A 14,433-nucleotide genomic window follows, 5' to 3' on the forward strand; every position below is an offset into this window, starting at 1 on the left:
GATGCCCGAGCGGGGTTTCTATCACCTGACGCGAACGCCGATGGAGACGGCGCTGCCGAAGCTGCTCGGGCGCGTGCTTGCGGCCAAGGCGCGCGCCGTCGTGCGCATCGGCGCGCCGGAACGTGTCGAGCCGCTCTCCACCGCGCTGTGGCTCTCGAGCGAGCCTGACTGGCTGCCGCATGGTCATGCGGGAACCGGGAACGCCGACCGCCAGCCCATCTGGCTCACCACCGCCGCCGAGAACCCGAACGCGGCGACGCACCTCTTCCTCGTCGATGGCGCCGAGGCGGGCGAGGTGGAGGGCTTCGCGCGCGTGTTCGACCTGTTCGACGGCGGCGACGAGACGGCCGTTGCCGCGGCGCGCCGCCGCTGGGCCACAGCGAAGGCAGCGGGCGACACGCTCACCTACTGGCAGCAGACCGATCGCGGCTGGGAGAAAAAGGCCGGGTGATCAGGCAGGAACGAGAACCGCCCCGACATCCGCCCGCGGCGCGGCGGCCACCGCCTGGCGCAAGGCGGCATCATCGGCGAACGGTCCTTCGGGCAGCACGAAGCCCTCGCACTCCACCGCCACGCTGTGCGTCGTGAACGGCCATGGATCGATCGCGATCCGTTCCGGATCATCACCGATCGCGGTCATCGCCAGTGCGCCCATCCCGCGCGCATCGGGCACCTCCGCCACGCTGCGCGAGCCGGACAGCCCGTGGCAGATGATCAGCGACATCAGGTCCCACGCCAGGATCAGCGCGCGGTTGCGGGCGATCGCCTCGGGCTGCACGGCGTCGGCCCAGGCGGGCTCGGCGCCCAGCGAGGCGATCAGCCGCGCCTGGCGCTTCGTTTCCTGCGCGTTGAACGCCTCGACCGCCGCCGCATCGGCGCTGCCGGGCGGTGAGTTGCCGAAGCGGGTGTAGATGCCGACGCCGTGCAGCGAGACCAGCAACGCAGGGTAGCGCCCGAGCGAGGCCTCTGCCCTGTCCACCCCCTCTGCCCACAGCACCGTGTGAGCGGTGCGAGGGAGTGCCGTGAAGTTCCACGGCAGGCCCGTGGCGGGATCGCGCGTGGGCGATGCCTCCCACGGCAGCCAGCCGATGTCGTGCTGTTCGGCCGCCAGCCACATCGCCTCGCGGGGCGTGACGCTGCCGAAACGCTGGTTGCCCCAGGCCCGCGCGAGCTGGCCGCTGATCCAGGCATGCGCCGGCTGCGGCACGGCGATGGTGGGGCGGCCAGGAATGCGGCGGAACAGCATCGCAAGATCCTCCGGATAGGGGGCCTCACTCCATCCTGATGCCGGTCAACTCGACCAGCTGCTGCCAGCGCGCCACCTCTGCCCGCTGGAACGCGGCGAAGGGAACCGGCCCGAGCGGTGCGGCAGCGAAGCCGAGGCCGCGCAACCGCTCGCCCATCGCAGGCTCCGCCACGATGGCGAGGAAGCCTTCCGACAGTCTTGCCACGATCGGCGCTGGCGTTCCCGCCGGTGCCCAGATGCCGAACCACGCATCGACCGACACGCCGGGCGCGCCGGCTTCGTCGAACGTCGGCACGTCGGGCGCCTCGGCCAGGCGCTGCGGCGCGCCGATGGCGAGCGCGCGCAGCTTCCCGTCACGCACCAGGGCAACGACCTGCGGCCAGGTGGAGATGAAGTAGTCGACCACGCCAGCGACCGTATCGGTCGTGGCCTGCGCGCCGCCACGATAGGGAACGTGCGTCGCATCCATGCGGAACCGCCGCGCGAGGCTTTCGGCAATCACGTGGCTGGCAGAGCCGACGGAGGAGGAGGCATAGGTGACCTTGCCGCCGTTGGTGCCCTTGGCGACGAGCTCGGCAAGCGTCCTGGCCGGATGGTTCGCCGGCACGACGAGCGCGTGATGCACCGAGGCGAGCCGCGCGACAGGCGCGAAGCTGTCGACCGCGTGATAGGGCAGGCTCCGCGCCATCGCCTGGTTCGAGGCGTGCGTCTGGTTGTTGCCGAGTGCCAGCGTGTAGCCATCGGGCGCTGCCTGGGCCACCGCCTGGGTGCCGACGATCGCACCGCCGCCCGGCCGGTTCTCGACCACCACGGACGCGCCGTTCCAGAGCTCTGACAGCCGCTGCGCCAGGGCGCGGCCGAGCACGTCGGTGCTGCCGCCGGGCGGATAGGCGATGACGATGCGGATCGGGCGCGAGGGATAGGCCTCCTGCGCAGACGCTGGCAGGGCAGCGGCCGCTGGCGCGGCGGCAAGCAGTGTACGGCGTGTGATCATGGTTGGTCCTCCCCTCCCTTGCGCTACGGGGTCATGGGCACAGCGTCAAGCTCAGAGGTCGAGGACGAGCTCGCCCGCGCCGCGCGAGACGCAGGCCATCATCACGCGGGATCGCTTCGCGGCCGAGAGGCAAAGGTCGCGGTGGAGCACGGTGCCGGCCAGCACCTGCACGGTGCAGGTGCCACAGGCCCCGCCCTCGCAGCTTGCCTCGGGCGCGATGCCCGCCTCGCGCAGCACGGCGAGCAGCGAGCGGTTGGCGGGAACGGCAAGCACCTCGCCGCTTCGGGCGAGACGCACGGTGAACGCCTCCCCGGCCGCGGCTGCTTCGGGTGCCAGGCCGAGGAAGGTCTCGCTGTGCACCGCCTCATCGGGCCAGTGCGCGGTCGCATCCCTGAAGGCGGCGAGCATGCGGGCAGGGCCGCAGCAATAGGCATGGGTGCCGGGCGCGGCATCGGCGAAGAGGGCGGCGAGGTCGAGCCTTCGCGCTCCGAACCAGGTGACGAGGCGGTCGCCGGCCAGCGCGCGCGCTTCCGCCAGCAGCGGCGCCTCGGCGGCACTGCGGGCGCAGAAATGCAGCGTCACGTCGGCAAGCGCGGGCAGCATGGAGAGGAAGGGCGTGATGCCGATGCCGCCGGCGACCATGACGTGCCGCGCGGCACCGTCTGCCACGCCGAAGCCGTGCTGCGGATGCGTGGCATGGAGCCGCGCGCCGACGGGAAGCTCATGCAGGATTGTCGAGCCATGGCCCTCGCGCAGCACCGCGATGTCCCACGCCTCGGCGCGCGCAGGGTCCGACGCGATGGAGTAGGCGCGCCTCGTACCATCGGGCAGCGTCAACAGCGTGTGCGCGCCACCGCGGAAGGGGGGCAGCGTGTCGCGCCTGGCGTGCCTCACCGTCAGCACCCGCACGCGCGCCGTGACCATCCGCGCGGCGGCGACGACCACGGGCATCAGCACGCGCACCAGCGAGGCCCTACGCAGGAACGATGCTGTCGCCGGGCCTGATCGTTCCGCCCTCGATGATCCGGCAGTTGAGGCCGGAGCGGTTCGTCAGCGGCCCGAACAGCGGCTTGCCGAGAAGCTCGTCGAGGTATTTGCATGGAACGTTCAGCCGCCCCCCGTAGAGAAGCACGGAGCCGACGCGGAACTGCCGCCCGACGAGGTGGTTCAGCGGCACCTCGCGCACGAGCAGGTTCCGACGCGTCTCCTCGGGTGCCAGGTCGATGTCGTGGTCGCGCTTGAGCGCGGCGAGCGTCTCTTCCTCGATCAGCGTCACCTGGCGGTCGGCGTGCGGCTTGTTGCTGTAGGTGCCGCGGCCGTTGGCGTAACGATCACCCTCGATGCCGTGGCCGGCGACGAGCGACGCGGCGTCAAGCTGCTCCATCTCGACCGAGGCAGCCTCGGCGATGAAGATCGAGAGCAGCGTGCCCTGGAACAGAAGTGCCATGCGTGGTTTCCCTGGTTCAGCCGGGCGTGATGCCCTGCATCAGCGGCGCCCATTTCGCGGCCTCTGCCGCGATCAGCGTGCGGAACGCGGCGCCGTCGCCGGCGAGCGCGACGGTGCCCTGGGCCAACAGCCGCTCGCGCAGTTCGGGCGCTGCCACTGCCGCGCCGAAGGCCTGCGAGAGCCGCGCAAGCACAGGCGCGGGCGTCGCGGCGGGGGCAGCGATGCCGCTGATCGAGCCGTTCTCGAGCCCTGCGAGCCCGGCTTCGGCCGCCGTCGGCACCTCGGGCAGCAGGCTGATCCGCTGGGGCGCGCACACGGCCAGCGCACGCAGCGTTCCCGCCCGCACATGGCCTGCGATCACGGGCGTCGCCTCTGCCGTCATCGACACCTGGCCGGCAAGCACCGCCTGCACGCTCGCCGCCCCTGAGCGGAAATGCACGTCGAGCAGCTCGGCACCCGTGAGGTGGCTCAGCAGGATGCGCGTCTGGTGCGGGCTCGATCCTGCGCCTGCCGTGCCGAAGCTGAAGCGCTCCTTCTCGCGCTTCGCCTCGGCGATGACGGCGGCGAGGGTCGCACCCGGCACGACGGGGTGGGCCACGAGCACGTGCGGCGTCGAGGCCGCGAGCGCGACGGGGGCAAGGTCCTTCACCGGGTCGAACGGCATGCGCGGATAGATGACGGGGTTCACGGCCGCCATCGCGCCGGTGAGCATCAGCAGCGTGTAGCCATCAGCCGGTGCACGCGCGACGAACTCGCCGGCGATGTTGCCGCCCGCGCCCGCGCGGTTCTCCACCACCACGGGCTGGCCCAGCTCCGCCGCCGCACGCTCGGCCACGATACGCGCGACAATGTCGGTGATGCCGCCGGCGCCGAAGGGAACGACGAGCCGCACCGCGCGCGCCGGGAAATCCTGCGCCAGGGCCGGCCCCCGCGCGGGAAGAGCCAGCAGCAGCGGAGCGGCCAGCATCGACCGTCGCGTCACACCCATCATGCCAAGGCTCCCCACCCGATTGTTGCGGGGCCAGCCTGCGCGGTGGGCGGCGCGTGTCAAGCCGCCGTGCTCGCCTCTTCGAGGGCGGCCTGCGCCTCGAGCCACACTTCCTCTGCCGCCGCCGTCTCGCGCGCGATCGCGGTGAGCCGCGCGTTGGCGAGCGCGATCTCGACCGCCTTGCCCGCCCCGGAATAGAGCCGGGGGTTGGCGAGCTTCGACTCGATCGCCGCACGCTCCTCGTTCAGCTTCGCGATCGTCTTCTCCGCGTCCTGCGCGCGGCGGCGAAGGGGGGCGAGGGCTGCGCGGGCCACCGCGCGCGCCTTGCGGTCACCGGCCTTGTCGCCCGCCTCACCCTTGGCCGAGGGCGGCCGGGCGCGTTCGGCGAGCCAGGCGCGGTAGTCGTCGAGGTCGCCGTCGAAGGGCTGTGCCGTGCCGTCCGACACGAGCCAGAGACGATCCGCGACCAGATCGACGAGGTGAGGATCGTGGGTGATCAGGATCACCGCGCCCTGGTAGTCGGACAAGGCACGCACCAGCGCCTCGCGCGCATCGATGTCGAGATGGTTCGTCGGCTCGTCGAGGATCAGCAGCTGCGGCGCGTCGCGCGTGGCCAGTGCCAGCAGCAGCCGCGCCTTCTCGCCGCCCGACAGCGCACCTACCTTCGTATCGGCACGGTCGGCATCGAGGCCGAAGCGGGCGAGTTGGCTGCGCACCTGGCCCGGCGTCGCGCGTGGCAACGCGCGCGCCATGTGCAGGATCGGCGTGTCGGAGAGGATGAGGTCATCCTCCTGGTGCTGCGCGAAGAACCCCACCGTCAGCCGCGGCGTGCGGAACACGTGGCCCGTCGCGGAATCGAGCCTGCCGGCGATCAGCTTGGCGAGCGTCGACTTGCCGTTGCCGTTGCGGCCCAACAGCGCGATGCGGTCATCCTGGTCGATGCGGAAGGAGAGGTTGCGCAGGATCGGCGCCCCGCCATAGCCCACCGCCGCGCCATCGACCGTCACGATCGGCGGGCTCAGCGCCACGGGCTCGGGGAAGGCGAAGCGTGTGGGCGTATCCTCGACCACCGCCTCGATCACCGGCAGCTTGGCGATCGCCTTCAGCTTGCTCTGCGCCTGGCGGGCCTTCGAGGCCTTGGCGCGGAACCGGTCGACGAAGTCCTGCAGGTGCGCGCGCTGCAATGCGATCTTGCCCGCCTCGGCGGCCATCTGCTCGGCGCGTTCGGTGCGGATGCGCACGAAGCTGTCGAACCCGCCCGGGTAGACATTGATCTTGCCGCGATCGAGATGGGCGATGGCGTGGACGGTGTTGTCGAGCAGCGTGCGGTCATGGCTGACGATGATCGCCGCCCCCGGGAACCGCGTCAGCCAGGCCTCGAGCCAGATCGTCGCCTCGAGGTCGAGGTGGTTGGTGGGCTCGTCCAGCAGCAGGAGGTCAGGCTCCATGAACAGCGCGGCGGCAAGTGCCACGCGCATCCGCCAACCGCCGGAGAAGGAGCCGACGGGCTTTGCCTGCGCCTCGGCGTCGAAGCCAAGGCCAGCGAGGATGGTCGCTGCCCGCGCCGGGGCCGCATCGGCGCCGATGGTGCGCAGCCGGTCGTGGATCTCGCCCAGGCGCTCCGGCTCGGCGGTTTCCGCTTCGGCGAGAAGCCGCGTGCGCTCGACATCGGCAGCAAGAACGGTCTCGACCAGCGAGGCATCGCCCCCCGGCGCCTCCTGCGACACCTTGCCCATGCGGATGCGCGGGGAGATGGACATCGTGCCGCCATCGAGCGCCAGATCGCCCGACAGCGCCTTGAGCAGCGTCGACTTGCCCGCGCCGTTGCGGCCGACGAGGCCGATGCGGCGGCCGGCGTCGAGCGTCATGTCGGCCTGGTCGAGAAGGGTGCGGCCGGCGATGCGGATCGTGGCGCCGCGGAGGGTGAGGATGGTCATGGGAGGGGTCTAGCGCCCCGGGCACCCCAAGCGGAAGGGGGGCCGGGCTTTTCCTTTTGCCGGTTTCCTTTTCGCGGCACCTGCCGTAGATGCGCGCCACCGAACGGAACCAAGGGGACCACGCCATGGCCATCGAGCGCACCTTCAGCATCATCAAGCCTGACGCCACGCGGCGGAACCTCACCGGCAAGGTCAACGCCGTATTCGAGGATGCGGGGCTTCGCATCGTCGCCCAGAAGCGCATCCACATGACCGAGGCGCAAGCCAAGGCCTTCTACGCCGTGCACGCCGCCCGCCCGTTCTACAACGACCTCGTGTCGTTCATGATCTCTGGCCCTGTCGTGGTGCAGGTGCTCGAGGGCGAGAACGCGGTGGCACGCAATCGCGAGCTGATGGGTGCGACCAACCCCGCCAACGCGGCCGAGGGCACGATCCGCAAGCTGTTCGCTGAGAGCATCGAGGCCAACAGCGTGCACGGCTCCGACAGCGCGGAGAACGCAGCGACCGAGATCGCCTATTTCTTTGCCGGCTCCGAGATCGTCGGCTGAGAGGCCATTCGCGAATTCTACTGCCGATGATTCTCTTGGGCCGTCTGGCTTCGCTCCCTGCGCTCCGGTGCTCACGGGTTCAGCCCGCTGTGCGCCGGTTCTCGGGAGCATCGCCATCCAGCTCACGGCAACTCCCAGTGCCGGAGGGGGGTGCAGCCAGCCGCGCCCCCCTCCCGACCGCCATTCACACTTTGTCAGCGTCCCTCGCATAACCCTTTCCTGATCGCGCGGTCCGCGCGACGGTGATGGAGCATGCGAACGGATGGGTGACACAGGAAGAAATGAGCAGGCGCGGCTTGCCGCCGTCCGCCAGCTCGGCCTGCTCGATACCGCCCCCGAGGAGCGGTTCGACGTCTTCACCCGGCTTGCCAGCTCGATCTTCGATGCACCGATCTCGACGCTCTCGCTCGTCGACCAGGACCGCGTCTGGTTCAAGTCGACGCGCGGCCTCTCGCCGGGCGTGACGGAGGTGCCACGCGGCATCGCAGCCTGCGCGCACGTGATCGTCACGCCGGACCACGTGATGGTCGTGCCCGATGCGCGCAACGACCCTCGGCTGGCCACCAGCCCACTCGTCACCGGGCCGCTTGGCGTGCGCTTCTACGCCGGCGCGCCGCTGTTCGGACCGGGCGGGGAAGCCGTCGGCTCCCTCTGCGTGATCGATACCGAGCCGCGCGCAATCGATCCCCGCCTCATCATGGCGCTGCGCGAACTCGCCACGGGAGTGAGCGCCGCTCTCCGCGTGCACGAGCTCTCGGCGATCGCCTTCAAGGACACGCTCACCGGCCTCGGCAACCGGCGGATGTTCGAGGACAGCCTCGCCGTCACGATCGACGCCGCCGCCGACAGCGGCGACGCCGTCGGCCTGCTGCTGATCGACCTTGACCGGTTCCGGGCGATCAACGACGTGCTCGGCCATCCCGGGGGCGATGCCGTGCTGCGCGAGGCGGCGGGGCGCATCGCCGCGTCGCTCCAGCCAGGCGACATCGCGGTGCGGATGGGCGGCGACGAGTTCGCCGTGATCATGCCGCGCTGCACCGTGGCAGCGGAACGCGACATCGCAGCCTCGGCCGGGGCGATCATCGGCGCAATCAACGCAACGCCGATCCTGTTCGAGGGCCAGCGCGCGACGATGCTGGCCACGGGCGGCACCGCCGTGGTGCGGCCCTCCCATGCGATGATGGGTGAGCCGCGCGCCTGGCTCGAACGGGCGGCCGACGTTGCCCTCTACAACGCGAAGAAGACCGCGCGCGGCGGCATCTCCGCCTATGCCACCGGGCTCGAGAGCGGCATCGGCTCGAAGCGAACCCTGAGCGCTGATCTGCGCGCCGCGCTTGCGGCAGGCGGGGCGGACCTTTCCGTCGTGCTGCAACCGGTGTGCGACACGCACACGCGCGGCGTCCGGTCGTTCGAGGCGCTGCTGCGCTGGAATCATCACGACCACGGCCGCATCTCCCCGGCCGATTTCATCCCCGTCGCGGAACGGACAGGGATCGCTGCGGAGCTCGATGCCTGGGTGCTCGAGACCGTCTGCCGCATCCGTGCCGGCTGGCCCGCGGATGCACCGCCGATCGCGGTGAACGTGACGCCCGCCACCATGATCGCCGGCAGTTTCGTCGCCGTGGTGCAGGAGGCGCTGGCGCGCCACCACCTGCACCCATCGGCGATCATGCTCGAACTGACCGAGCGGATGTTCGTCGACGATCCGACGGCGGCGCAATCGGTCGCCGAGGCGCTGCGGGCGTACGGGATCAAGCTCGCGCTCGACGATTTCGGGGCGGGCCACGCCTCCTTCGCCTCGCTCAGGAACCTGCCCTTCGACATCGTGAAGCTCGACCAGGTGCTGACCATCGGCATCGAAGGCGATGGGGAGGAGGGCGATCGCGCCCGCGCCGTGCTGGCCGGCGCGGTCTCCATCGCCCATGCCGTCGGTGCGACCGTGACCGCCGAGGGGGTCGAGACGGAAACGCAGTTCCGCCTGCTCAAGGAAGCGGGGTGCGATGCGATGCAGGGCTGGCTGTTCGGCCGCCCGGCGCCGGCCGGCGCCTGGATGCCGGGGCTGCGGCTCGTCACGACCCAGCCCGACTTGCCGGGGGCTGCCCTGAAGGGGGCGGCGTAAAGGAGGCTGACTGAGGGAGGGGACCCTCCCGACGTCGCGTCAGATCAGGAAGATCGCCATCAGGATCAGCAGCACGATGATGCCCGCGACCGAATAGGTCGTGAAGTTGACGAAGCCGCCGAGCATCGCCTCGCGGTCCTTCAGGAAACCAGGGTCGACCACCGTCTCGCCCGCTGCGCTGCTGCCGTACTCGGCCATGTTCTCAACCCATCGCGTTGTTGTGACGCTGTTCTAGTCGCCGTCACCGCCAGGCGGCAAGGGGTTGGCGAGGATCGCCCCGGCCGGTGCCGGCTGGCCCGCCTCGCCGCGTGCAAGCGCTGCCAGCGCTGCCGGGTAGAGACGGTGCTCCGCCGCGAGAACGCGGGCGGCGAGCGCGTCCTCGGTGTCGCCGGGCAGGACCGGCACGGCCGCCTGGGCGAGGATGGGGCCCTGATCCATCACCTCCGTCACGCGGTGGACGGTGCAGCCATGCAGCTTGACCCCCGCCGCCAGTGCGCGGGCATGGGTGTCGAGGCCGGGGAAGGCAGGCAGCAGCGAGGGGTGGATGTTGATCATCCGGCCCGCCCAGGCACCGACCAGGACCGGCGTGAGAAGCCGCATGTAGCCGGCGAGGCAGACCAACGCCACGCCAGCCCCTGTCAGCACGGCATGCAGCGCCCGCTCATGCGCGGCCCTGTCGCGCCCGAAATCGCGATGTGGGATCGCCATCGTCGGCACGCCCGCGGCAGCGGCGATGGCAAGCCCGGGGGCGTCGGCCACGTTCGCGAGGACGAGCGCGATGCGCGCCGGATAGTCGGGCCCGGCGGCGGCCTCGATCAGCGCGGCCATGTTGCTGCCGCGGCCGCTGATCAGCACCGCGACCGGAACACGCGCCGCCATGCTCAGCGGAACCAGTCGTCCGGTGGGTCGATCGTGACGGCGGCCTCCGCGGCACCAGGGGCGATGCCCGGCGCGATCCGGCCGATCGTGAACACCCGCTCGCCTGCCGCCTCGAGCATCGCGGTCGCGGCCTTTGCCTTGTCGGCGGCGACCACGAGCGCCATGCCGATGCCGCAGTTGAACACCCGCAGCATCTCCTCGGCCGACACCTCGCCGGTGCGGGCAAGCCAGCCGAACACGGGCGGCGGCGTCCACGCCCCGGCATCCAGTTCGGCGACGGTCCCCGGCGGCAGCACGCGCGGCAGGTTGCCCGGAAGCCCCCCGCCGGTGATGTGTGCCGCTGCCTTCAGCAGCCCCGCGCGATGGGCGGCCAGCACGGGCTTGACGTAGATCCGCGTCGGCGTGAGCAGGGCTTCGCCCAGTGTCTGGCCGGCGGCGAAGGGGGCTGGGCTGCCCCAGCCAGCATGCCCGGCCGCGGCAATCCGGCGGACGAGGGAGTAGCCGTTGGAGTGAACGCCCGAGGAGGCGAGGCCGAGCACGAGGTCGCCCGCCCCGATATCGGGGGCCGGCAGCAGCGAGCCGCGCTCGGCGGCGCCCACCGCGAAGCCGGCCAGATCGTAGTCGCCACTCGCATAGAGGCCGGGCATCTCGGCGGTCTCGCCGCCGACGAGCGCACAGCCTGCCTGCCGGCACCCCTCGGCGATGCCGGCGATCACGGTGGCGGCCTGCTCGACCGCGAGGCTGCCGGTGGCGAAATAGTCGAGGAAGAACAGCGGCTCCGCCCCCTGGACCACCAGGTCGTTCACGCACATCGCGACGAGGTCGATGCCGACGGTGGCATGCCGCCCGGTGTCGATCGCGAGCTTGAGCTTGGTGCCGACCCCATCGGTGGTGGCGACCAGCACGGGGTCGGTGAAGCCGGCGGCACGGAGGTCGAACAGGGCGCCGAAGCCGCCAAGCCCTCCCATCGTGCCGACCCGCGCGGTTGCACGGGCCAGCGGCGCGATGCGGTGGACGAGGGCATCGCCTGCCGCGATGTCGACGCCGGCGTCTCGGTAGGTCAGGCTGGCGATGGTGGCCTCCGATCGGCTAAGGGGTCGGGTCAGCAAACCCCGGGGGAATGGCGCGTGACAATAGAGGGCCGTGTCGCAGAAATCAGCCGCCGATCGGCACTCGGGTTCGCAGGGCTGATGCTCGCGGCTCTGGCCGCCCCTCTGGCCCCTCTGCCGGCATGGGGACAGGGCGGCAGCGGCTTCGTCGTGCGGGGCATCGCGGCAGAGGCCGCCGCCGAGACCGCGACGGCCGCCCGCGAACGGGCCATCGCCGGGGGCTTGCGCTCCGCCTGGGCGGCGCTTCTCGCCCGCGAGGCGCCAGGCGAGCAGGCACGCCTCGGCGCGATCAGCGCAGAGGAGCTCGAGCGGCTGGTCGAGAGCTACGAGGTCGAGAACGAGCGTGTCGGGGCGCAGCGCTATGCAGCGACGCTGACCGTCGCCTTCCGGCCCGAGCCCGTGCGCAGGCTGCTCGCCGCGCGCCCTGCCTCCGGCCCCTCCGGCAGGATCGAGGTGACCGCCCCGCTGAACGGCCTCAGTGACTGGGTGGCGATCCGCCAGCGGCTGGCCGGGAGCCCCGCGATCCGTGGCTACGAGGTGCTCGCACTGTCCCGCCGCGAGGCGCGGCTCGCGCTCACGCTTCCGGGCGGCCAGGCGGAGGCGGCGGCAGCGCTCGCCAGCGCCGGGCTTGCGCTCCGGGACGGTCCGGGTGGGCCGACGCTCGGCCTCGTCCCCGGCACCTGAGCAGCAGGTGCGGCAGCGGCCCACCTCATGATCAGCATCCCCAACGCGATCACGCTCGCCAGGCTCTGTGCCGTGCCGCTCGCGGTGTGGCTGATCCTCAAGCACGAGATGGTCGCGGCGTTCTGGCTGTTCGTCGCCGCGGGGATCTCGGACGCGGTGGACGGCTACATCGCCAAGCGGTTCGATGCGCGCACCGAGGTCGGCGCCGTGCTCGACCCTGTCGCCGACAAGGCGCTGCTCGTCACCGTCTATGTCACGCTCGGGCTGACCGGGCGGCTCGATGACTGGCTGGTCATCCTCGTGGTGTTCCGCGACATCTTCATCGTCGGCGGCGTGCTGGTTCTCTACGTGCTCGGCTCGCCGCCAGAGATCAGGCCGCTGCTGGTCAGCAAGGTGAACACGGCGCTGCAGATCGTCCTGGCCGGCGTGGTGCTGCTGCAGGCGGCCTACGGCATTCCGGGCGCGATGGTGGTCGAGGCGCTGGTCTGGGCCGTGGCGGCGAGCACGCTGGCCTCGGGCGGCGCCTATGTCGTGCACTGGGTGCGCGGCGGCGGCGCTGCCGGATGAGCGTCCCGGAACGCCCGAGGGAACCGGAGGTCGGCGAGGGCACGCACAGGCAACGGCTGATCCTGCTTGGTGCCGGCATCGCGCTGCTGCTGCTGGCGCTGCATGCCTTCGCCGCGATCCTGCTGCCCTTCGTGGTTGCCGCGCTGATCGCCTACCTGCTCGATCCGCTCGCTGGCAGGCTCGAGGCGGTGCGCATGCCGCGAGGGGTGGCGGCACTGCTGCTCACCACCGGCGTGGTCGCGCTGTTCGTGCTGTTCCTGCTGCTGTTCTACCCGCTGCTGCTGGCGCAGCTGACCATCCTCGTGACCCGCATTCCCGAGTACATCGGCGCGATCAGGGTGCTGATCACGGAAAGCCTGCTGTGGCTTGCCGACACGCTCGGGCCCGAGGTGGTCGACCGCCGCCTGCGTGAGCTCGCGGTCGGCCAGGCGGCCGGCATGCTGGGCTGGATCGCCGGCGCGCTGGGGGCGCTGATCGGCGGCGGCGCGCGGCTCTTCAACGTCGCGGCACTCGCGGTCGTGACGCCGGTGGTCACCTTCTACCTGCTGCGCGACTGGCCGCGCATGGTCACGGCGATCGATGGCTGGGTGCCGCGCCGCTACGTCGCGACCGTACGGCTGCTCTCGACCGAGATCGACCGCATCCTGTCGGCCTGGGTGCGCGGCCAGGCGATCGTCTGCCTGCTGCTTGGTGCCTTCTATGCCGCGGCGCTGACGGTCGCGGGGCTCGAGCTCGGGCTGATCGTCGGGCTGACGGCGGGCATCATCAGCTTCATCCCCTATGTCGGCACGCTGACGGGCTTCGTGATCGGGGTGGGGATGGCGGCGGTGCAGTTCCCGACCTGGTACGACGTTGCCGTCGTTGCGGCGATCTTCTTCGTCGGCCAGATGGTGGAGGGCTACATCATCTACCCGCGCCTGCTGGGCGACCGGGTGCAGCTTCACGCCGTGTGGGTGATCTTCGCGCTGTTCGCCGGCGGCGCCGCGTTCGGGTTCATCGGCGTCCTGCTCGCGGTGCCGGCCGCCGCGGCGATCGGGGTGGTCGCGCGGTTCTGGCTGCGGCGATATCTCGCGAGCCCGCTGTTCCACGACCGGAGCCCGTGACCCGTGGCGGATGACCCGCCTGCTGTGACGCAGCTGCCGCTGCCCTTTGCGCCCGCACGCTCCTTCGCCGCCGCGGACCTCGTTCCCGGCAGCGCCAACGCAGACGCCCGCGCCTGGCTCGCCCGCTGGCCCGACTGGCCATCGCTGCGCCTCGCCCTCTGGGGCCCCGAGGGCAGCGGCAAGAGCCACCTCGCCGCGATCTGGCGCGACCGCGTCGGTGCGGTGCTGCTCGAAGGGCCGTCGCTCGGGCAGGGCGGCCCCGTGGCGATGCTCGATGCCCTTGCCGGCCAGCCCGGCGCGGTGGTCGAGGACGCCGACCGCGCCGGCGACGAGCGCGCATTGCTGCACCTGATGAACGCGCTGGCCGAGGCAGGCGCGGGGCTGCTGCTCACCGCCCGCACCCCGCCGGCACGCTGGCCGGTCGCGCTGCCCGACCTTCGCTCACGCCTTGCCGCCACCGCGTCCGTCGCGATCGCCGCCCCCGACGAAGCGCTGGTCGAGGCGGTTCTCGCCAAGCTCCTGGCCGACCGGCAGGTGGAGGTGAGGCCTGACCTCGTTGCCGCCCTCGCTCTCCGGATGCCCCGTGACTTCGCGACCGTCCATGCGCTTGCCGCGGAACTCGACGCCGCCTCGCTGGCCGCCGGGCAGCGCGTGACGCGGGGCATCGCGGCCGTCGCGCTCTCCCGGGCGATGGCGGTCACCGGGCATGCCGCCCCCGGCCCCGGCGACGCGGCGGATGACAATTCGGTTGAACAGCCTGCCCCTCCCTCGCCCGGCCAAGGCTCCGTGCTGTAGGATTGATCCTTCGACCG

Annotated in this window: 16 protein-coding genes; 7 read left to right on the forward strand and 9 right to left on the reverse strand. The window is 71.5% G+C overall.

What is annotated here, in order from left to right:
* Position 1: 1 nt before the first annotated feature.
* A complete protein-coding gene (locus tag Q0C38_RS10760; RefSeq protein WP_291297088.1) occupies positions 2–451 on the forward strand; it encodes a DNA polymerase III subunit chi in 450 nt (149 codons plus the stop codon).
* Here the strand turns inward: Q0C38_RS10760 and Q0C38_RS10765 are convergent, their stop codons facing one another.
* Genes Q0C38_RS10765 through Q0C38_RS10790 form a run of 6 tightly spaced genes read right to left on the reverse strand, consistent with a single transcriptional unit; the run spans position 452 to position 6,612 of the window.
* Positions 452–1,246 carry a DUF3891 family protein gene (locus Q0C38_RS10765; RefSeq protein WP_291297089.1) on the reverse strand — a complete coding sequence of 265 codons (795 nt, stop codon included), beginning with the start codon at positions 1,244–1,246 and terminating at the stop codon, positions 452–454.
* A gap of 25 nt (positions 1,247–1,271) precedes the next feature.
* Positions 1,272–2,240 carry a tripartite tricarboxylate transporter substrate binding protein gene (locus Q0C38_RS10770; protein ID WP_291297090.1) on the reverse strand — a complete coding sequence of 323 codons (969 nt, stop codon included), beginning with the start codon at positions 2,238–2,240 and terminating at the stop codon, positions 1,272–1,274.
* A gap of 51 nt (positions 2,241–2,291) precedes the next feature.
* On the reverse strand, positions 2,292–3,191 hold the full coding sequence (locus tag Q0C38_RS10775; RefSeq protein ID WP_291297170.1) for a PDR/VanB family oxidoreductase: 900 nt from the start codon (positions 3,189–3,191) through the stop codon (positions 2,292–2,294).
* Positions 3,192–3,213: 22 nt separating this feature from the next.
* The gene (locus Q0C38_RS10780; protein ID WP_291297091.1) at positions 3,214–3,687 is read right to left on the reverse strand and encodes an MOSC domain-containing protein; all 474 of its coding nucleotides are present in this window, start codon (positions 3,685–3,687) and stop codon (positions 3,214–3,216) included.
* Between the two features lie 16 nt (positions 3,688–3,703).
* A complete protein-coding gene (locus tag Q0C38_RS10785) occupies positions 3,704–4,678 on the reverse strand; it encodes a tripartite tricarboxylate transporter substrate binding protein (protein ID WP_291297092.1) in 975 nt (324 codons plus the stop codon).
* 56 nt (positions 4,679–4,734) lie between these two features.
* Positions 4,735–6,612 (reverse strand): ABC-F family ATP-binding cassette domain-containing protein, encoded by a 1,878-nt coding sequence (locus Q0C38_RS10790; RefSeq protein WP_291297093.1) that lies wholly within the window; start codon positions 6,610–6,612, stop codon positions 4,735–4,737.
* Between the two features lie 125 nt (positions 6,613–6,737).
* Between Q0C38_RS10790 and ndk the strand changes: the two genes are divergently transcribed.
* Positions 6,738–7,160 carry a nucleoside-diphosphate kinase gene (gene ndk, locus Q0C38_RS10795; protein ID WP_291297094.1) on the forward strand — a complete coding sequence of 141 codons (423 nt, stop codon included), beginning with the start codon at positions 6,738–6,740 and terminating at the stop codon, positions 7,158–7,160.
* A gap of 262 nt (positions 7,161–7,422) precedes the next feature.
* Positions 7,423–9,279 (forward strand): bifunctional diguanylate cyclase/phosphodiesterase, encoded by a 1,857-nt coding sequence (locus Q0C38_RS10800; RefSeq protein WP_291297095.1) that lies wholly within the window; start codon positions 7,423–7,425, stop codon positions 9,277–9,279.
* A gap of 39 nt (positions 9,280–9,318) precedes the next feature.
* Here Q0C38_RS10800 and Q0C38_RS10805 read toward each other — a convergent pair whose 3' ends face one another.
* From Q0C38_RS10805 to purM, 3 genes are read right to left on the reverse strand one after another with little or no spacing between them, the layout of a single operon-like run.
* Positions 9,319–9,477 carry an aa3-type cytochrome c oxidase subunit IV gene (locus tag Q0C38_RS10805; protein ID WP_291297096.1) on the reverse strand — a complete coding sequence of 53 codons (159 nt, stop codon included), beginning with the start codon at positions 9,475–9,477 and terminating at the stop codon, positions 9,319–9,321.
* Between the two features lie 33 nt (positions 9,478–9,510).
* On the reverse strand, positions 9,511–10,158 hold the full coding sequence (purN, locus tag Q0C38_RS10810; RefSeq protein WP_291297097.1) for a phosphoribosylglycinamide formyltransferase: 648 nt from the start codon (positions 10,156–10,158) through the stop codon (positions 9,511–9,513).
* A 2-nt stretch (positions 10,159–10,160) separates the two neighbouring features.
* Positions 10,161–11,267, reverse strand: a complete 1,107-nt coding sequence (purM, locus tag Q0C38_RS10815; RefSeq protein WP_408870024.1) for a phosphoribosylformylglycinamidine cyclo-ligase — start codon at positions 11,265–11,267, stop codon at positions 10,161–10,163.
* Positions 11,268–11,285: 18 nt separating this feature from the next.
* Between purM and Q0C38_RS10820 the strand changes: the two genes are divergently transcribed.
* From Q0C38_RS10820 to Q0C38_RS10835, 4 genes are read left to right on the forward strand one after another with little or no spacing between them, the layout of a single operon-like run.
* A complete protein-coding gene (locus Q0C38_RS10820) occupies positions 11,286–11,951 on the forward strand; it encodes a hypothetical protein (RefSeq protein ID WP_291297098.1) in 666 nt (221 codons plus the stop codon).
* Between the two features lie 27 nt (positions 11,952–11,978).
* Positions 11,979–12,518: a CDP-alcohol phosphatidyltransferase family protein gene (locus Q0C38_RS10825; protein ID WP_291297099.1), complete on the forward strand. Its 540-nt coding sequence runs from the start codon at positions 11,979–11,981 to the stop codon at positions 12,516–12,518.
* Positions 12,515–13,621, forward strand: coding sequence for an AI-2E family transporter (locus Q0C38_RS10830; protein WP_291297100.1), 1,107 nt, complete (start codon positions 12,515–12,517; stop codon positions 13,619–13,621). Before Q0C38_RS10825 ends, Q0C38_RS10830 begins: the two co-directional genes overlap by 4 nt.
* A 3-nt stretch (positions 13,622–13,624) precedes the next feature.
* Positions 13,625–14,416: a DnaA ATPase domain-containing protein gene (locus Q0C38_RS10835; protein ID WP_291297101.1), complete on the forward strand. Its 792-nt coding sequence runs from the start codon at positions 13,625–13,627 to the stop codon at positions 14,414–14,416.
* Positions 14,417–14,433: the final 17 nt, after the last annotated feature.

Source organism: Elioraea sp. (genome assembly GCF_022842375.1).
Taxonomy (GTDB): domain Bacteria; phylum Pseudomonadota; class Alphaproteobacteria; order Acetobacterales; family Acetobacteraceae; genus Elioraea_A.